The organism is Prauserella alba (assembly GCF_024171735.1).
In the GTDB taxonomy this organism is placed as follows: domain Bacteria; phylum Actinomycetota; class Actinomycetes; order Mycobacteriales; family Pseudonocardiaceae; genus Prauserella; species Prauserella alba.
In genome coordinates, this window is the sequence record NZ_JAMTCH010000003.1 from 48,588 (window position 1) to 67,201 (window position 18,614).

Below are 18,614 nucleotides of genomic sequence, written 5' to 3' on the forward strand. Positions count from 1 at the left end.
TGCAGTCCGATCAGGACAGGCGTGCGGTCACGGCGCGAGTGGCCTCGACCAGCGCTTCTGCGATCTCCGGCAGGCGCTCCGCAATGCGGGTCGTCGGCCCGGCGACCGCGATCGCGGCGAGTGTGCGGCCGTGTACGACGACCGGCCTCGCTGTGGCGCTGACGTCGGGCAGTGTTTCGCCGCGGTTGATCGCGACACCCTCGGCGCGAACGCGTTCGAGCTCCGTGCGCGCCTCGTCGAGCCTTTCCGGATCGTCGATGATCGAGTGCAGGTAGGCGTCGCGTTTGCGTGGCGACCGTGCGGCGAGCAGTACCTTGCCCGCGCTTGGCGGAAACAGGGGCCGACGGTGCCGCAACGGCGCCGAATAGCGGATCAGCTGCCGTGATTCGGCGGCGGCGATGTAAACGACCGAGTCGCCGACGCTGGTGCCGAGCATGGCCGTCTCGTCGAAGGTATCGCGCAGTTCCTCAAGGGTCGGGCGTGCCGCATCGGCGAGATTGGGGCGCTCGGCGGTGAGCAGGTTGCCCAGTGCGGGCCCGAGCTGGAACCCGCTGTCGTCCTCGACGAGGTAGCCGGTCGAGACCAGGCCCTTCACGAGGCCGAAAACCGACGATTTCGGCGCGTCCAACGCCCACGCCAGCGTGCCGAGCCGGATCCCGGGTTGCTCCGCGGCCAGTTCGAGGATGGCAGTCACCCTGCTGACCGTGCGGTGGGATTTCGCGGCCGATTCGGTCATGTCCACTCCCGTGCGTTCGTATGTACGAACGGTACCCATCGAGTTTCGCGGTTGACAGCGTGGGGTCGCGCCACATATGTTCCGATATCAGAATGATGGGTCTTATATAGGGATGATCCGTGCACTTTGAGCTGACTGACGACCAGCGCCGCCTGCGTGAGGCCGCACGCGGCCTCGCCGCCGCGTTCACCGACGAGTACTGGGCCGAATGCGATGCGAACGGCGAGTTCCCATGGGAGTTCTACCGAGCCTTTGCCGATGGGGGCTGGCTCGGCATCGCCATCCCCGAGGCCTACGGCGGCGGCGGGCTCGGCCTGCTGGAGGCGTCGCTGCTGATGGAGGAGATCGCCGCGTCCGGCGCGGGGATGAACGGGTGCAGCACGATGCACCTGTCCATCTTCGGGCTCAACACGATCGTCAAACACGGCAGCGCACGGCTGCGCGAGGAGATACTGCCGCGCGCCGCCGACGGCAGCCTGCACGTGTGCTTCGGCGTCACCGAACCCGACGCGGGGACCGACACGACCCGCATCGGCACGTTCGCCCGTCGGGACGGTGACGACTACGTGATCAGCGGCCGCAAGGTCTGGATCACCAAGGCCGGTCAGTCGCAGAAGATGGTGCTGATCGCCAGGACCACACCGCGCGCTGACGTCGCCAAGCCGACGGACGGCATGTCACTGTTCCTGATCGACATCGAATCGGACGCCGTCGAGCTGAAGCCGATCCCGAAGCTCGGGCGCAACGCCGTCGCGTCGTACGAGGTCTTCATCGACGACCTGCGGGTACCGGCCTCGGCAAGGGTCGGCGAGGAGGGCGAGGGCTTCGCGTACCTGCTCGACGGGTTGAACCCCGAGCGGATCCTGCTGGCCCACGAGGCACTTGGCATCGGCAGGGCCGCGCTGGCCCGTGCAGTGCGCTACGCGAACGAACGCGTCGTCTTCGACCGCCCCATCGGCCGCAATCAGGGTGTCGCGTTTCCGCTGGCCGAGGCCGTGACCAGGCTTGACGCGGCCGAGCTGATGGCCCGCAACGCCGCGTGGCGCTACGACAACGGGCTTTCGTGCGGGCGCGAGGCGAACATGGCGAAGTACTTGTGCGCCGACGCCGGGTTCGCCGCCGCTGACCAGGCGATCCAGACGCACGGCGGCATGGGATATGCGCGGGAGTACCACGTGGAGCGGTACTTCCGGGAGTCCCGCATCCTCCGGCTGGCGCCGGTCAGCCAGGAGATGGTGCTCAACTACGTGTCCACCAAGGTTCTCGGCCTACCCAAATCCTACTGAGGGGAGATCGATGCCGACCTCCGACGGAGCCCTTGCCGGGATCCGAGTCGTCGACCTGTCGCGGGTGCTTGCCGGGCCGTTGTGCACGCAGATGCTGGCCGATCACGGCGCTGAGGTGATCAAGGTGGAGCCGCCTGCCGGCGACGAGACCCGCGGGTGGGGGCCACCGTTCCTGGGTGACGGCACCAGCGCTTACTTCAACGGGCTCAACCGCAACAAGCGCAACATCGTGCTGGATCTTGCTGCGCCCGAGGGGCAGGCCACTCTCGGGCGGCTGCTCGAGGATGCGGACGTACTGGTCGAGAACTTCAAGGCCGGGACGCTCGCCAAGTGGGGCTTCGACGACGACCACCTCCGCCGCGTCTATCCCCGTCTCGTCCACAGCAGGATCACCGGGTTCGGGGTGGACGGGCCGCGCGGCTCGGCTCCCGGATACGACGCCATCCTGCAGGCCTACGCGGGGCTCATGAGCATCAACGGCGATTCCGACGGCCCCGCGCTCCGTGTCGGAGTGCCCATTGTGGACATGGTGACCGGCATGCTGTCGTTCTCGGGGATCATGCTCGCGCTTCACGAGCGGCACCGTTCGGGTCACGGTCAGCTGGTCGACAACACGTTGCTCGACACCGCGGTGACCCTGCTGCACCCGCACTCCGCAACGTGGCTGGCGAGCGGGCAGGTGCCGGAACGCACCGGCTCCGCGCATCCCACGATCGCTCCCTACGACACGTTCGCCACGCGCGACGGGCCGCTGTTCCTCGGGGTCGGCAACGACCGTCAGTTCCGCGACCTGGTGGACGTACTCGGCAAGCCGGAGCTCGCGGACGATCCCCGGTTCGTCACCAACCCCGATCGCGTGATCAACAGGGCCGAGCTGAGCGCCATCGTCGGGGCCCTGCTGGCCGAGCACGAGCGCGAAGCCCTCGGCGCGCGACTGCTGGAACGCGGCGTGCCGTCGTCACCGGTGCACGACGTCGGCGAGACCCTCACCGACCCGCAGGTGCTGCATCGCGACATGGTCGTGTCCGACGGCGACTATCGCGGCATCGGTATCCCGATCAAGCTCACACGCACGCCGGGCAGTGTTCGCACACCGCCGAGGCAGCGGGGCGCCGACACAGCCGACGTGCTGCGCGAACTGGACGGCTCGTGAACACCTGCCCGCTACTTCGGTCTCGCGCGGTGCGAGATCGTGGTTCTCGGACCGGCGACTGGGCCGGGGTTCATCGCCGGGTCCGAGGTCCGCAGGCCGGGCTCAGCCCGCTGGGCGTGCCTCGGGGCTGCCGGGGCCGGATCGGAACGTGCGGCGGTAGGCATCCGGAGAGGTGCCGATCCGCCGGTTGAAGTGCCGGCGCAGCGTGGCCGCCGTGCCGAGGCCTACCTGCGCTGCGATGTCGTCCACGCTGTCGTGGACTGTTTCCAGCAGTTCCTGCGCACGCCGGATGCGTTGCGTCAGCAGCCGTTGTAATGGACTCGTACCCGTGACAGCGAGGAACTGGCGGCTGAGCTGGCGTGGGCTCAGACCCGCCTCGCGGGCGAGGTCGGTGACGGTCAACGGTTGGTGCAGGCGCTCGATCGCCCAATCGAGCAGGCCGTTGAGGCTGTGACCGTTGCCGGAGGACACCGGTGTGGCGATGAACTGCGCCTGTCCACCGTCACGATGGGGCGGTACGACCAGGCGTCTGGCCGCGCTGTTGGCCGCTGCGGCACCGTAGTCCGTGCGGACCATGTGCAGGCACAGGTCGATCCCGGCCACTTGTCCAGCCGAGGTGAGTACATCGCCGTCGTCGACGTAGAGCACGTCGGCGTCGACCGCGATTCCCGGGTACTGCTGCGCGAGTGTCTCGGCGTACGACCAGTGCGTGGTGGCACGTCGCCCGTCGAGCAGTCCCGCGGCGGCGAGCACGAAAGCACCCGTGCATATCGACGCCACTCGGGCGCCGCGTTCGTGTGCGGTCCGCACGGCGCGCGTATCTGCTGGCCGTCTTCGAGTTCGCACTGCCACCGGCGGTGCTGCTGTGTGTCACCGCGGTCCTCGCCGGGTTCACGCTGGTCTGGACCGTGCGTGAAGCGGTGCGGAACCCACCGGACGACGCCGCGTCGGGCTTGCCGGCCGACGGTGCGCCGAAACGTGTTTGACGCGCGGCTCGCAAGGCTGTCGACCGGCACTTCGCGGTTCTGCGATTTCCCACTCTTTCTTCCGACGGACGCTCCGAAACCGCCTCGGGTCAGTCCTGACCCGCCAGGCGGGTCAGGGTGTCGGCGACCCCTTCCTCCCGTGCGTCGCGGTGTCCGGTTCCCGCCCAGAGGTGGATCAGCCCGGTGTCGCGGGCGGTGGCGGCGGCCTTGCGCAGCGGGCCGGTGAGGTGGTGCACGGCGGGATACGCGCAGGGCGCGATGGGGTCGTACCGGTCGGTGAACTCGTTGCGTAGCGCTCGTGCGGGTCGGCCGGTGAACGCGCGGGTGACGACGGTCGCGTCGAAGTCGGGGTCGACCAGTGCGGCCTTGTGCGGCGCGGAGGTTCCGCTCTCATGGGTGCGCAGCAGCGCGGTGCCCACGGTGACCGCCTCGGCACCGGCGTCGATCGCGGCGGCGACGTCGGCGCGCCGGCTGATGCCACCCGCGCCGATCAGCGGAAGGCGGGTGTCGGCGCGAACGTCCCGGAGCAGACGCGGCAACGGAACCTCGGGCGGCGTCCGCGTCGGGGTGAACGTGCCGGAATGGCCGCCTGCGGCGGAGGACTGGACGACGAGGGCGTCAACCCCGGCCTCCTCGGCGAGCTGTGCCTCGGGTGCGGAGGTCACCGTCTGCACCACCATGCTGCCGGCCGCGCGCAAGGCGGAGACGACGTCGCCGTGCGGCACGCCGAAGGTCAGCGACACGACCGGAACCGGATCCGCGAGCAACAGGTCGATCTTGGCCGCCCAGTGGTCGTCGTCCTCGACCGGAGCGTCCGGAAGGTGTACGCCGTAGCGGTCGGCCGCGGGCAAGAGCTCGTCGCGATAGGCGCGGTAGTCCTCTTCGGACACGGTAGCCGGATTCGGTACGAAGAGGTTGACGCCGAACGGCACTCCGTCGCCGCGGACGGCGGTGATCTGCTCGGCCAACGTCGCCGGTGTCTTGTAGCCGCCTGCGAGGAACCCCATCGATCCGGCACGCCCGGCCGCGGTGACCAGCTTCGGCGCGGTTGGGCCGCCCGCCATGGGGGCGGCGAGGACGGGAAGCCTGATGCCGAGGTCGGTGAGCACGAAACTGTCCTTTCCGGAACGGCGGCCGCGCGGGCAGGCCGTGGCGGCCCGGCGGGGGAGCGGACTCGGTGCCGCGGCCGCGGCACCGACGTTAGGTGGCCCTGCCTGCGTTGTGAAATGCGTGTCGAGCCGGCTCTATGTCGCTCGGGCATAGATGCCGGTGGGGAAGGCTCCGGCCGTGGAGTCCCGGCCGTTCCGGGCAGGTCCGGACCGCGCTTGTGGGCCGGGTCGGCTCGCGAGCGTCACCGGGAAGGCGGCGAGCGGCACGTCACGGGTGCACGGCGTCGATGGCGTCGAGCAGGTCCCGAACGGGGCCGTTCCAATGCGGGAACTCGGCCGCGAATGTTCCAGGCGAACTCGTCGTCGCCGTAGCGTTCCGTCAGCACGCGCGGAGCGGGCCACCACTGCGAACGGGCGATTCTTCGCAAACTTCCCTACGTTCGACGGTCCTGTGCGGGGACGGTCGTTGCATAGCCTCTGCATGTACGCGTGACGACGACGATGCGAGGGGTCGATGAGCGGTCGGCACAGGAATCCGGGAAAGTTCGGGCTGTATGCCGCAGTTCTGGGTAGTAGTGCGGCGGTGCTGAGCGCGGTACTGGCTCAGCCTGAGCCGGTGCACGACCGGCCCGACGACTCGGTGTCGGCGCTCAGTGGTTCTGGTGGACTGCGCGATTCGGGTGGACCGCACCACGACCCGAACGGCGCAGCCGTCGACGAACACGACGCACACACCTCGCCGGTCGCGCCACGTGGTCCGGCCGCCGCCGAACGCCCAGCCCGCGATGCCGAACAAGGGCCGCAGGCCGGCTCCGTGGCGAAACCGGAGGCCGACGAGCGTCGGCGGCACCCGGCGCGTGCGCGATCGGCCGCCGAGTCGACGACCGGATCCGCGGTCGCCCACGCCGAATCTGTGGCTGAACGGGAGAAGACCTCGCTCGCACGGGGCGAAACCGTCGCCGCGCAGGGCGGAGCGGCCACGCAGGATGAAGCCGTGGCCGTGCAGGAGGAAACCGTGGCGCAGGCCACCGCCGAGTCTGCCCCGGGTGCCGGACCGGTGCGGGCCACGGCCACGGCGCGGTCGGAGCACGGCGACGCACTCGACGCCGCAGCGACGTCACCACGCGAGCAGCCGGCCGAAGCGGCGCCGGAGCCGGCGACCGTCGCGCCGGCGAGTGTCGACGCGGCCGCGCATGTCGCGCAGGCGGCCGACGAGCCTGCCGTCACGACGACCCGCGCGGCGGGCAGCCCGGAGGTCACCACGAAGGCCGACGGGAGTTCGGCCAGCGTTACGGTGACGGACCGGGACTCCGTCGAGGCTTCCGTCGGGACCGAGGTGGGCGGTGCCTCGATCGACGCCAGCGGAAAGGTGAATGCCGGTCCGAAGGCATCCGCCTCGGCATCGGCCGGCCCTGACGGGCTCGAGGCGGGCATATCGGTGGAGAACGGCGTCGCCGGATCCGCCGGTGTCGATGCGGAACACGGTGCGCTGCGCGCCGGTACGGAGGTCGGCGGGTTCGGCGGGGGCCGTGGCCAGTTCTCCGGCCAGCTCGACCTGGGCGGTGCGCAGCTGGCCATGGGCGGGTTCGTCGGATTCGAAGGGTTCGTGAGCGGTAGCGGCGGAATCAGCGGTGTCGAAGGGAAAGTGACGGCGACCGGCCAGCTGGGCTACGGCGCCGAGTTCGGAGCGGGCGCCTCGTGGGACGGCGAGACGCTGGACGCCCACACCGAGTTCGGCGCCTCGGTGGTCACCGGCGGCAAGGTCCGCACGGACGTCTCGGTCGATCCGGCGCAGGTCGCATCCGACCTCGGTGGCCTGGTCAGCTCCGAACACGGTCCGCTCGGCGGCATCTCGTTCTCCGACACCTCGCTCGGAACCGAGTCGGACGACGCCGTCGACGTCGACGACGACACGGTCGACGCCATCACCGGTGCCACGCCGTCTCACGACGACACGGTCGACACGGATGCCGAGGACGCGGTGGCCGAGGATACGGGATCGGAGGACGCGGAATCCCAGGACGCCGAGACCGAGGACGCGGAATCGGAGAACGCGGGATCGGAGGACGCGGAATCCCAGGACGCCGAGACCGAGGACGCGGAATCGGAGAACGCGGGATCGGAGGACGCGGAGACCGAGAACACCGAAACCGAGGACGCGGAGACCGAGGAGGCCGAGACCGAGGAGGCCGAGACCGAGGAGGCCGAGACCGAGGACGCGAAGAGCGCTGCGCCGGCGGAATCCGACAGCACCACCGACGCCGCATCGGAGGACTCCGGGAATGAAACCGATGCCTCCGGGACCGGCGGTTACAGCGACGGTTTCGGCAGTGAGGTCGACGGCGGCGGGGTCCGTGACAGTTCAGCCAGCCCGGACAACTCCGACGACTCGTCCGACCCGGATTCCGACGACGGCGGTGGCTACGGCGGGGGCTTCGGCAGTGAGGTCGACGGCGGCGGGGTCGGTGGCGCCGATGCCGACGGCGGCTCGTCGTCCAGCAGTTCGTCCAGTGGCGGCGGTGGCTACGGAGGCGGCGGCTTCGGTGGCAGCGTCGGTGCTTTCTGAGCACCAGGTCGAGGCGGCGGCGCAGCAGGCCGATGAGCGCCACCAGACGGCGGTGGCCGGCGAACACACCGCGATCCCGTCGAGGGCGCTGCCGGCAGCCGCCCGCTCCTGCGTTCCGGCTTCGTCGGCTCCGCGGAGAGCCGCGCTCTCCAGCTGCTGCCCGGGGCGTGGTCTGTACCGCGGCGACGCCGACGGTCACGAGTGTGCCGGTGGCTCTGACGTCGTCGAGTGCGCGGCCACGGCGGCACAGGCGTGCCATACTCGCCGTGTGACTGCACCGATGCACCTGCCGACGTTCTTCGTCCGCCAGCGGATCACGATGATGGTCAACCGCTACGAGATCCGTGGCGTCGGCCAGGACGGCGGCGAGGGTGACCTGATCGCGTTCGCACAGCAGAAGCGGATGAAGCTGCGCGAGGAGATCATCTTCTACACGGACGAGACGCGCACCCGCCAGGTGTTCTCGTTCAAGGCCCGGCAGCGGCTCGACGTGCACGCCGAACACGACGTGTACGACGAGCACGGGCAGCAACTCGGCGTGTTCAGCAAGGAGTTCGGGAAGAGCCTGCTGCGGTCGACGTGGCAGCTGCACGGGCCGGGCTACTCCGCGACGGGCCGGGAACGCAGCAAGTTCATCGCCGTTCTCCGCCGGATCTGGACGATGATCCCGTATCTCGGCGACGTCTGGGTGCCGTTCCTGTTCCACTTCGACTTCACCGACAACGAGACCGGGCAGCCGGTGATGACCAGTCAGAAGGGCGTCGCGATCCGCGACAAGTACACGATCACCGTGCCCGATCCACGCGTCGACTTCCGGCTGGCCGCCAGCATGGCCGTCGCACTGGACGCACTCCAGTCACGCTGAGGTGCTGCCGTCACGCCGAGGTCAGTGCGGGTGCTCGCCGAGGAGGCCGCCTGCGATCAGGTTCGCCAGGTCGCGGGCCGTGCGCGCCTGGCTTTCCGCGGTCACCGGCCGGGGCCTGCCCAGTCGGTGCGCGAGCGGCAGTTGCACCAGGCCGGCGACCGGGCTGATGACGGCGAAGAAGAGCACGTCCAGGGTGACCTTCGGCATGCGCCCCGCCGCCATGAGCCGTTCCACGGCGGGCACCAGTGGTTCGAGTGTCGGTGCCACGTACCTGTCGTACAGGTAGTCCAGGCGTTCGGACTCGCGGCCGAACTCGTCGGCCAGTAGCCGGGCGAGCAGCGGAGCTTCGACCGCGGACTGGTAGAAGTGAACGATCACCGCGCGCACCAGCTCGGCGTCGTCGACGCCGGAGTCGAGCAGTTCCCGGCGTTCCAGCTGGTCGTCAGCGAGCAACACGTCGACGACGGCTCGCCAGAAGTTCGCCTTGGACCCGTAGCGGTCGTGGATGAAGTTGTGGCTGACGCCCAGTCTTTTCGCGAGTTCTCGCGCGGTGGTGCGCTCGTAGCCGAGTTCCGCGAACGTCTCCATTCCTCGCCGGAGGATCTCCGTCTCTTCCGGGACCGGCCGTGCCGATGCCCCGGGCCGTCCCGGGCCCCGTGGCTCGCCCGTGTGCGACTCCGCTGCAGCCATGTGGTCGTTCTCCTCGTGCATTGCGTCTCCGGCCGGGTTTCACATTCGGCCGGGTTTCCCGCGTTCGGTGGGACCGCACGCGCCAACTTGACACCTGTCAGATTTTCGCTAATCTGACAGGTGTCAGTCAAGGATTCCCGGGCTGTGGAGGGCGACGATGGCACGGACCACGCCGGATATCCCGGTTCCGGATCTCACCGGGAAACGTGCGGTGATCACCGGGGCGAGCGACGGTGTCGGGCTCGGCCTGGCGACCCGGTTCGCCGCAGCGGGGGCGGAGCTCGTCATGCCGGTCCGTAATCCGCGTAAAGGGGAGGCCGCAGTGGCGCAGATCCGCCGCCGGCATCCCGGGGCCGACGTGTCGCTTCATGAGCTCGATCTGTCGTCATTGGGCTCGGTGGCCGCGCTGGCGGATCGGCTGATCGCGGAGGCACGGCCGATCCATTTCCTCGTGAACAACGCGGGCGTGATGACACCGCCGGATCGGCAGACCACAGTGGACGGTTTCGAGTTGCAGTTCGGCACCAACCATCTCGGGCATTTCGCCCTGGTGGCACGCCTGCTTCCGCTGCTGCGGTCCGGTCGGGCGCGGATCACGTCCCAGATCAGCGTGGCCGCCGACCAGCACGCCGTCAACTGGGACGACCTCCAGTGGCTACGGCGGTATCACGGCAACCGGGCCTACAGTCAGTCGAAGATCGCGTTCGGCCTGTTCGGGCTCGAACTCGACCGGCGCAGCCGCGACGGCGGCTGGGGAATCACGAGCAATCTCTCGCATCCCGGAGTGGCTGCCACGAACCTGCTCGCCGCCCGTGCAGAGGTCGGCCGTGGCAGGCCGACCCCACGGGCTCGCTTCATTCATGCACTCGCCGCTCGAGGCGTCGTGTTCGGGACGGCGGAAACGGCGTTGCTGCCCGCGTTGTACGCCGCGACGTCCCCGGACGCCGAGGGCGGGCGTCTCTACGGGCCCAGCGGATTCAACCATTTCTCGGGTCCGCCCGCCGAGCAGAAACTGTACTCGCGGCTGCGTCATGCCGATCATGCTCGCCGGATCTGGGACGTGTCGGAGGAGCTCACCGGCGTCCGGTTCCCGGCGGTGCACCCGGTGTGAGACGCGGCGTCCACGTGCTTCGGTCGACGGCTCGGGTATCGGTCGGCGCGGGGCCAGGCGGCACGGTTTCAGGTGGCACGCGGGTCAGAGGGCAGAGGTTTCAGAGGACAGAGGTTTCAGAGGACAGAGCGGCGCAGGTGGTCGACGTAGTCGTCGACGGTGGTGACCAGTTCACGGTCGTCGGCGAGGGCGGCGTCGACGGCCGACAGGACCCGCCGGGCGCCGTCGGCCGCTCGGGCGAGGGTGACGAGTTCGTCGGCGCGCGGATCGACGACGTCCCTGTCCCGCAGGTGGATCAGCCACCCGGCCAACGCCGCGATCGCGGGTTCGGGCAACCGCTGCCGTGATCGTTCGGCACGCAGCACCGGGAGGATCCGGGCGGGGATCTTCTGTGAGCCGGCCACGGCGATGTGCAGCAGGTGGTGCCGGATGCCGCGGGACGAGAATCGCCGCAGCAGCCGTTCCCGATAGTCGGCCAGGTCGCCGGCGGGCAGCGACGCGTGCCGCGCCGCGGTGTCCCACCACGATTCGATCAGCGATGCCAGCGTGGGATGCCGCACGGCCTCGTCGACGGTGGCGCAGCCCAGCACCGGGCCGGTGTAGGCCAGCAGGGTGTGCGCACCGTTGAGGAACCAGAGTTTCCGCTGCTCGTACGCGGCGAGGTCGGAGACGAACCGTGCGCCCGCGGCTTCCCAAGCAGGCCTGCCGAGCGGGAACTCCCCGGCCAGCAGCCACTCGCTGAACGGCTCGGTCACCACGGGGGCGTGGTCGTCGAACCCGGTCAGCCGGGCGGCCGTGGCGACGTCGTCCTGGGTGGTGGCGGGGGTGATGCGGTCGACGACGGTGTCGACGAACGACACGTGCTCCCCGAGCCAGGAGCGGAAGCCGGGTGGCTCGTCCTGGGCTGCGCGGGCCAGCGCGCCGCGTAGCACTTCGCCGTTGCCCGGCAGGTTGTCGCAGGGTACGAGCGCGATCGGGGAGCCGCCCGCGCGGTGCCGTTCGCGCAGTCCCGCCAGCACCCGGTCTATCGCGGTGCCGTCGCCGACGGCGCGATAACCCGCTTCGGTGATCGTCAGTGTCAACAACGCCACCTCCGGCGAGGCCAGGTCGGCGAGCCACCGCTCGGTGTCGCCGCCGGGGTGGGCGCGGCTGATCGAGTCGACGATCTCGGTCTGCGGCTCGCCGTTGCCACGTACCTGCAGTGTGTACAGCCCGTCCTGCTCGGTGAGCGTGCGCGGCAGGTCGGCGTTGCGGAAGGTGTACGCCGCGACGCCCCAGTCCGGGTCGGCCATCGTGTACACGGCCTGATGGGCCCGGTGGAACGCACCGAGTCCGAGGTGGACGGCACGGACCGGGGCAGGCGGGCGTGCACCGGCGGCAGCGCGCGTGAGCCGGGGCAGCGGAGACGGCCGGGTCGGCGGCGTCGGCATCAGAGTCGGAACGCGGCGCGCGGCTGGCGGTCGTGCAGGTCGTGGATCACCTGTGCGGCATCCTCCTCGCCGAGCAGATGCTCGGCGACCAGGCCGGACAGGTGGGCCGCGTCGACTCGGCGCGCGGTGTCGTGGCGGGCCGGGATGGAGCAGAACCCGCGAGTGTCGTCGATGAACCCGGCGTTGCGGTAGAAGCCGGCCGTCTCGGTGACCGCGTCGCGGAACCGGTGCATCGCGCGGGGAGCGTCGAGGAACCACCACGGCGCGCCGAGATACACCGACGGGTAGAACCCGGCCAGCGGAGCGAGTTCGCGGGAGAACACGGTCTCGTCGAGGGTGAACACGACCGTCTGGAACCGCGGGTTCGTGCCGAACCGCTCCAGCATCGGCTGCAACGCCCCGGTGAACTCGGCCTGCAACGGGATGTCGTGGCCGGTGTCGGGGCCGAAGCGGCGCACCGTCTCGGGATGGTGGTTTCGCCTGACGCCGGTGTGCAGCGCCATCACCATGCCGTCCTCACTGGACATCCGCGCCATCTCGCCGAGCAGCTGCTGTGACAGCAACCGCGCGTCGTCGACGCTGCCCGTACCGGAACGGACGCGCCGGAACAGCCGCTGCGCCTCGTCGCCGTCGAGGAACGCCGTGCGGGCGTCGGGCGCGCTGTGATCGGTGGCCGTGGCCCCGTGGGAGCGGAAGTACTCCCGGCGGTTCTCCAGTGCCAGGACGAGCCCGGTGTAATCGCCGGTGTCGATCCCGCTCGCCTCGGCGAGCGCGGCCAACGCCGCGGGCCAGTCGGGTTTGGTCGCATCGAGGTGGCGGTCCGGGCGGAACGTGGGCACGACGCGGCCGGACCACGACGGATCCTCGGTGAGCGCGCGATGGTGGGCCAGATCGTCGGCGGGGTCGTCGGTGGTGGCCAGCGCCTCGATGGCGAACGAGTCGTACAGCGCGCGCGGCCGGAACTCGGGCAGGCGGAGCCGCTCGGTGAGCTCGTCGAAGAGTTCGTCGGCGGTCTCGGCCGAGGGCTGCACCGTCACGCCGAGCACCTCGTGGAGCTGCGCCTCCAGCCACTGCCGCGACGCCGTGCCGAGGAACAGGTGCCAATGTTGGCAGAAGGCGCGCCACGCCTCGCGCGGTGTGGCGGGCTCGCCGCCGTCGCCGTCGTGCAGGCCCACCTCGTTCATGGCAACACCGTGGGCGTGCAGCAGGCGCGTCACGTAGTGGTCGGGGGTGACCAGCAGCGACGCCGGGTCGGTGAACGCCTCGTTCTCGGCGAGCAGGCGAGCCTCGACGTGGCCGTGCGGGCTGATCACCGGCAGGTCGCGCACACTCTCGTAGAGCCGGCGCGCGATGGCGCGCTGCGAGGGCTCCGGCGGCAGCAGCCGGTCCGGGTGCGGAGCCAGCGGCGCCCGCCCGCCGCGTGAGACGTCGCGTGGCGCGGCCGCCGAGCCCAGGTTCCGCGGCGTGTGGCCGGAACGGGGTGCGGATGCGGGGTCGGGTGCGGAGTCGGGTGCAGGAGTGTCTGCCGTGCCGCCGTGCATGCGGGCAGCCTCGCCGCACCACGCGGCTTATGCAACTGGTTGCCGTCAGTTGTCATCCCGGGCCCGGCTGCCGCGCGTGGCGACTGCCCGCGCGTGGCGGCGAGCTCTCGCACGGCTGGAGGTCACCCGTCGTCGGATGGTGGGGGAGCCGTGGACCCGCGGGTCACGAGGTGTGCGTCGAACGATGCCGACTCCGGTGTCGTGTGGTGGGCGAGCTGCTCGTGGAGAGCGTCCACGGCGGACCTGCCGAGACGCTCGGTCGGCCCCGAGATCGTGGTCAGTGCGGGGACGGTCAGGTCGACGCCGAAGATGTCGTCGCATCCGACGAGGCTGAAGTCCGCGGGCACGCTGACGCCTGCGGCCTGCAGCCGTTGCAGGGTGCCGATCGCGATCAGGTCGTTGTAGGCGATCGCCGCGGTGGTGCGGTGCAGCATGAGGGCGTCGGCGGCTTCGTGGCCGCCCTGCCGGTTCGGCGGGTGGGGCCCGAGGAACGTCGCGTCGACGCCCAGTGCGGCCGACTCCTCGCGCACGGCCTGCCAGCGGGCGCCGTTGATCCAGGAGTTGCGCGGACCGGACAGGTACGCGATGCGGCGATGGCCGATGGCCGCGAGGTGGCGGACGGCCTTGCGCATCCCGCCCGCGGTGTCGACGACGAGGCTGGGGATGCCGTCGATCTCGCGGTTGACGATCGCCAGCGGGCGGTACTGGACGAGCTGGCGGATGACGTCGTCGGAGAGTCGCGAGGTGGCCAGGATCGCGCCGCTGGTGGTCGCCAGCAGCTGGCGCAGGTTGCTGACCTCGACCCGTGGTGACTCGTCGCTGTCGGTCAGGGCGAGCGTGTAGTCGCTCGCCAGTGCCTGTGCCTGGGCGGCCTTGATCAACGGCGAGTAGTACGGGTTGGCGATGTCGGTGACGACCAGCGTCATCGTCCGTGCCCGTCCCGGTGCCTCGGCGCGGGCGAGCGGCCGGGGCACATAGCCGATCTCCTCGGCGGCGGCACGAACCTTCTCGCGGGTGGCGGGGTTGACCCGGCTCGGGTGGGAGAACGTGCGCGACACCGTCGATGCCGCGACCCCGCACTGCCGGGCCACGTCGTAGATCGTCGGTCTGGAGTCGGCCACCCTCGTACCTCCTCGACGGTCGGGCCCGGCGGCAACAAATGGCAACTGATTGTCAGTCTACGGGGCGGCTCTTACGTTGAACCGATCGCGATCCCGGCGGACCCGCGGCCGTGTGTGCACGGCGGCCCCGTCGTTTGCAGTCAAGGAGGACCAGTGCTCATCGAGCGCGCAGACGTCATCGTCACCAGCCCCGGGCGCAACTTCGTCACGCTCAGGATCACCACGGACGACGGGGTGGTCGGCTACGGCGACGGCACGCTGAACGGCCGGGAACTGGCCGTGGCGAGCTACCTCACCGACCACGTCGTGCCGCTGCTGACCGGCCGCGACGCGCACGCCATCGAGGACACCTGGCAGTACCTGTACCGCGGTGCGTACTGGCGGCGCGGCCCCGTGACGATGGCGGCGATCGCCGCCGTGGACACCGCGCTGTGGGACATCAAGGCCAAGGTGGCGGGCCTGCCGCTGTACCAGCTGCTCGGCGGGGCCAGCCGGGAACGGTGCCTGGTCTACGGGCACGCCAGCGGCAAGGACGTTCCCGAGCTGTTCGACTCGATCCGCGCCCACCTCGACGAGGGATTCCGTGCGATCCGCATCCAGACCGGCGTGCCGGGCCTGGACTCGGTGTACGGCGTGGCCTCCAGCGCGGCGGCGTCGCTCGGCGGCGGCGACAGCGACGCCCGCTACGACTACGAGCCGGCGCGCCGTTCGGCACTGCCCGCCGAGGAGACCTGGGACACCCGGGCCTACCTGCGCCACGTGCCGTCGGTGTTCGAGGCGGTCCGCGGCGAGTTCGGCGAGGACATCGCGTTGCTGCACGACGCGCACCACCGGCTGACCCCGATCCAGGCGGCCAGGCTCGGCAAGTCGCTGGAGCCCTACGACCTGTTCTGGCTCGAGGACGTCACGCCCGCCGAGAACCAGGAAGCGCTGCGCTGGGTACGTCACCACACGACGACGCCACTCGCGATCGGCGAGGTGTTCAACTCGATCTGGGACTACCAGCACCTCATCCGTGAGCAGCTCATCGACTACGTGCGTTCGCCGATCACCCACGCGGGCGGGATCACCAGCGTGCGGCGGATCATGGACTACGCGGCGATGTACCAGGTCAAGTCCGGTATGCACGGCCCGACGGACGTCTCGCCGGTCGGGCTGGCGGCCGCGGTGCACCTCGGGCTGGCACTGCACAACTTCGGCATCCAGGAGTACATGGTCCACAGCCGGGAGACGCGCGAGGTGTTCGGCCCGACCTACGAGTTCGCCCACGGCGGCCTCCGACCCGGTGAGGAGCCCGGTCTCGGCATTCACCTGGACGAGGATCTGGCTGCGCAGTACCCGTACGAGCGGGCGTACCTGCCGGTGAACCGGCTTCGGGACGGAACCGTTCATGATTGGTGAGGCGTGCCTGCGCACCGCCGGTTCCGCGCCGGAGTGGGTGCAGGTGCCGCCTCCGGTGACAGTAAGCAATTCGTCGGATCGAGAGAAGTTCCCGTGCGTGTCACATCACGAGTCGAGCGAGTGCAGCGGGCAGGCGAGTGGGTCCGGATTCACACCGACGGCGTCGAGATCCGGATCATCGTCGTGGCCGACGGCATTCTGCGCATTCGCGCCGGTTTCGACGGCGAGTTCGCCGAGGAGTCGTACACGCTGACCACGACGGCGTGGCCGGACCGGCTCGACGAGTTCTTCGGGGCCGAGCGCACCCGGGTGACGCCGTCGCCGTTCGAGCTCGACGACCTGGGCGACCGGGTCCGGATGACCGGCGGGAACCTGCGAGTGGACATCGAGAAGGACCCGTTCCGGATCCGCGTCCACGACCACGAGGGCACGCTGCTGCATTCCGACGTCGTCGGCCTCGGCTATCTGGCCGATGCGAACGGGCGCCGCAGTCACACCAGCGAGATCTCCCCCGACGACGCCTTCTACGGTTTCGGTGAGACCACGGGCCGGTTGAACAAGGCGCAGCAGCTCATCACGATGAGCCCGAAGGACGCGCTCGGCTACGATCCGCGCGAAACCGATCCGCTGTACAAGCACATTCCGTTCTATCTCAAACTGAACCGGGAGAACCGGAAAGCGGTCGGGTACTTCTACCACAACACCTACGATTGCGAATTCGACCTCGGCAGGCAGCGGAGCAACTACTGGCCCCCGCACAGTCGTTACCGCGCCGACGGCGGCGACATCGACCTCTTCCTCATCGCGGGCCCGGGCATGCGGGACGTGGTGCAGCGCTACACGACACTGACCGGCAGGCCGCCGCTGCTGCCCAAGTACGCGCTGGGATACCTGGCCTCGTCGATGTACTACTCCGAAGTGGACGCCGACAGCGACCGGGCGATCACCGATTTCATCGACACCGCCAGGGAAGAGGACATCCCGGTCGACGGGTTCCAGCTCTCCTCGGGCTACACCACACAGGACACCGAGACCGGGCCGAAACGGTGCGTGTTCACGTGGAACGAGCGTCGTTTCCCCGATCCGGAGGGATTCTTCGCCGCGATGGCCGAGCGCGGCATCACGGTGTCACCCAACGTCAAGCCCGGGGTTCTCGACGTCCATCCCGGAATCGACGAGTTCCGCGGTGAGGACGTCTTCGTCACCCGCAGCGCCGACGCAGCCGAGGCAGCCGGCGAAGGCCCCGCGGTCGGCGCCTGGTGGGGCGGGCCGGGCCGATTCGTCGACTTCACCAAGCCCGCCGCGCGGGACGCGTGGCGGCGGTGGCTCACCGACGCCGTGCTGAGCAAGGGCACCACGTCGGTGTGGAACGACAACTGCGAGTACGACGGCATCGTCGACACCGACTCCCGGGTGGACTTCGAGGGCGCGGGCGCCACGATCGGCCGGCTGCGCAGCGTGATGTCGAACCTCATGTGCCACGTGACCCGCGACGCCGTCGCGGAGACGGCTCCCGACGCCCGCCCCTTCATCGTGTGCCGCTCCGGTCATGCCGGCATCCAGCGCTACGCGCAGAGCTGGGCGGGTGACAACTCGACGTCGTGGGAGTCGTTGCGGCACAACGTCGCGACGATCCTCGGGATGGGCCTGTCCGGCTTTCCGCACCACGGTTGCGACATCGGCGGATTCCACGGGCCGGCACCGGAGCCGGAGCTGTTGGTCCGCTGGGTGCAGCACGGCGTCTTCCAGCCGCGGTTGTCGATCCACTCGGTCAACTCCGACAACACGGTGACCGAGCCGTGGATGTACCCCGACCACACGCACTACGTGCGGGACGCCATCAAGCTGCGCTACCGGCTGTCGCCGTACCTGTACTCGCTCACGGCGCGGGCCGCGGCGACCGGCGGGCCGATCATGGAGCCGCTGGTCAGTGTCTTTCAGAACGATCCGGCCGTCGACGAGGTCTTCGAGGACTTCATGCTCGGCGACTCGCTGCTCGTCGCGAACGTGCTCGCCCCGGGCGCCGGAACCCGCAGCGTCCGCCTGCCCGCGGGCGAGGTGTTCTACGACTTCTGGACCCGGGAGCGCCACGAGGGCGGCCGGGTCGTGGCGAAGCCGGTGGACCTGGGCTCGATCCCGTTTTTCCTGCGCGGCGGCGGCATCGTGCCGTTGGCGGAGAACCGGCTGGACAGCCTCACCCGTGACGAGGTGACGGACCTGCGGCTGATCTGCGTCCCGGACCGGGACGGCCGGTTCACCCTCTACGAGGACGACGGTCTCACTCGGGCTCACGAGCACGGCGCGTTCCGCGAGACCGAGATCCGCATGAGCGCCGGCGAGCGGGTGCGCCTGCAGTTGTCGCGGCGCGGCGACCACCGCAGCTCCGTCGAGCGGTTGCTGTTCGACGTCGTACGGCCGGGGCAGTGCCCGCACCGGGTGGACCTCGACGGCGAGCGTCTCCCGCAGTACCTGCACCGCGGCCGGTTCGACGCCGCGGAGACGGGCTGGCACTACGACATCGGGCTCGGATCCGTGCTGATCAAGACCCCCGACCCCGGCGGTGATCTCACCGTCGACGTCTCGTTCGAGCCCGTCGACATGATCGGCATGTGAGGAAGG

General features: G+C 70.0%; 14 protein-coding genes and 1 pseudogene. 8 read left to right on the top strand and 7 right to left on the bottom strand.

All coding sequences use genetic code 11. The annotated features are described in order from the left end of the window. Window positions 1-10: 10 nt before the first annotated feature. Window positions 11-736, bottom strand: a complete 726-nt coding sequence (locus LY12_RS00240; RefSeq protein WP_253852509.1) for an IclR family transcriptional regulator — start codon at window positions 734-736, stop codon at window positions 11-13. Between the two features lie 119 nt (window positions 737-855). Between LY12_RS00240 and LY12_RS00245 the strand changes: the two genes are divergently transcribed. Together LY12_RS00245 and LY12_RS00250 are read left to right on the top strand one after the other, a co-directional pair. Beyond that, window positions 856-2,022: an acyl-CoA dehydrogenase family protein gene (locus LY12_RS00245; protein ID WP_253852510.1), complete on the top strand. Its 1,167-nt coding sequence runs from the start codon at window positions 856-858 to the stop codon at window positions 2,020-2,022. A 10-nt stretch (window positions 2,023-2,032) separates the two neighbouring features. Further along, window positions 2,033-3,175 (top strand): CaiB/BaiF CoA transferase family protein, encoded by a 1,143-nt coding sequence (locus LY12_RS00250; RefSeq protein WP_253852511.1) that lies wholly within the window; start codon window positions 2,033-2,035, stop codon window positions 3,173-3,175. Between the two features lie 102 nt (window positions 3,176-3,277). Here LY12_RS00250 and LY12_RS00255 read toward each other — a convergent pair. Continuing rightward, window positions 3,278-4,003: pseudogene (locus tag LY12_RS00255) on the bottom strand (helix-turn-helix domain-containing protein); the annotation flags it as partial. Here LY12_RS00255 and LY12_RS00260 point away from each other — a divergent pair. After that, entirely contained in the window at window positions 3,973-4,161 is a 189-nt protein-coding gene (locus LY12_RS00260; RefSeq protein ID WP_253855021.1) for a hypothetical protein, read from the top strand. The pseudogene LY12_RS00255 and the gene LY12_RS00260 sit on opposite strands and share 31 nt — an antisense overlap. 89 nt (window positions 4,162-4,250) lie before the next feature. Here LY12_RS00260 and LY12_RS00265 read toward each other — a convergent pair whose 3' ends face one another. Next, complete coding sequence (locus tag LY12_RS00265) at window positions 4,251-5,270, bottom strand: nitronate monooxygenase (RefSeq protein WP_253852512.1); 1,020 nt, start codon at window positions 5,268-5,270, stop codon at window positions 4,251-4,253. Between the two features lie 514 nt (window positions 5,271-5,784). Here LY12_RS00265 and LY12_RS00270 point away from each other — a divergent pair. Continuing rightward, entirely contained in the window at window positions 5,785-7,836 is a 2,052-nt protein-coding gene (locus LY12_RS00270; protein WP_253852513.1) for a hypothetical protein, read from the top strand. Window positions 7,837-8,104: 268 nt separating this feature from the next. After that, entirely contained in the window at window positions 8,105-8,701 is a 597-nt protein-coding gene (locus LY12_RS00275; protein ID WP_253852514.1) for an LURP-one-related family protein, read from the top strand. A 21-nt stretch (window positions 8,702-8,722) separates the two neighbouring features. Here the strand turns inward: LY12_RS00275 and LY12_RS00280 are convergent, their stop codons facing one another. Beyond that, window positions 8,723-9,391 carry a TetR/AcrR family transcriptional regulator gene (locus tag LY12_RS00280; RefSeq protein WP_253852515.1) on the bottom strand — a complete coding sequence of 223 codons (669 nt, stop codon included), beginning with the start codon at window positions 9,389-9,391 and terminating at the stop codon, window positions 8,723-8,725. A 157-nt stretch (window positions 9,392-9,548) separates the two neighbouring features. On the opposite strand from LY12_RS00280, the gene LY12_RS00285 reads away from it, so the two are divergent. Beyond that, window positions 9,549-10,502, top strand: a complete 954-nt coding sequence (locus LY12_RS00285; RefSeq protein ID WP_253852516.1) for an SDR family oxidoreductase — start codon at window positions 9,549-9,551, stop codon at window positions 10,500-10,502. Between the two features lie 116 nt (window positions 10,503-10,618). On the opposite strand, the gene LY12_RS00290 is transcribed toward LY12_RS00285, so the two are convergent. The 3 genes from LY12_RS00290 to LY12_RS00300 form a co-directional block, all read right to left on the bottom strand. Further along, window positions 10,619-11,932 (bottom strand): mannitol dehydrogenase family protein, encoded by a 1,314-nt coding sequence (locus tag LY12_RS00290; RefSeq protein WP_301301730.1) that lies wholly within the window; start codon window positions 11,930-11,932, stop codon window positions 10,619-10,621. Then, entirely contained in the window at window positions 11,932-13,473 is a 1,542-nt protein-coding gene (gene uxaC, locus LY12_RS00295) for a glucuronate isomerase (protein WP_253852517.1), read from the bottom strand. The genes LY12_RS00290 and uxaC overlap by 1 nt, the downstream gene beginning before the upstream one ends. Window positions 13,474-13,595: 122 nt before the next feature. After that, window positions 13,596-14,594 (bottom strand): LacI family DNA-binding transcriptional regulator, encoded by a 999-nt coding sequence (locus tag LY12_RS00300; protein WP_253852518.1) that lies wholly within the window; start codon window positions 14,592-14,594, stop codon window positions 13,596-13,598. A gap of 153 nt (window positions 14,595-14,747) precedes the next feature. Here LY12_RS00300 and manD point away from each other — a divergent pair, with 153 nt between their 5' ends. Both manD and LY12_RS00310 read left to right on the top strand, forming a co-directional pair. Next, window positions 14,748-15,995 (top strand): D-mannonate dehydratase ManD, encoded by a 1,248-nt coding sequence (manD, locus tag LY12_RS00305; protein WP_253852519.1) that lies wholly within the window; start codon window positions 14,748-14,750, stop codon window positions 15,993-15,995. 93 nt (window positions 15,996-16,088) lie between these two features. Continuing rightward, window positions 16,089-18,608 (top strand): glycoside hydrolase family 31 protein, encoded by a 2,520-nt coding sequence (locus LY12_RS00310; protein ID WP_253852520.1) that lies wholly within the window; start codon window positions 16,089-16,091, stop codon window positions 18,606-18,608. Window positions 18,609-18,614 lie beyond the last annotated feature (6 nt).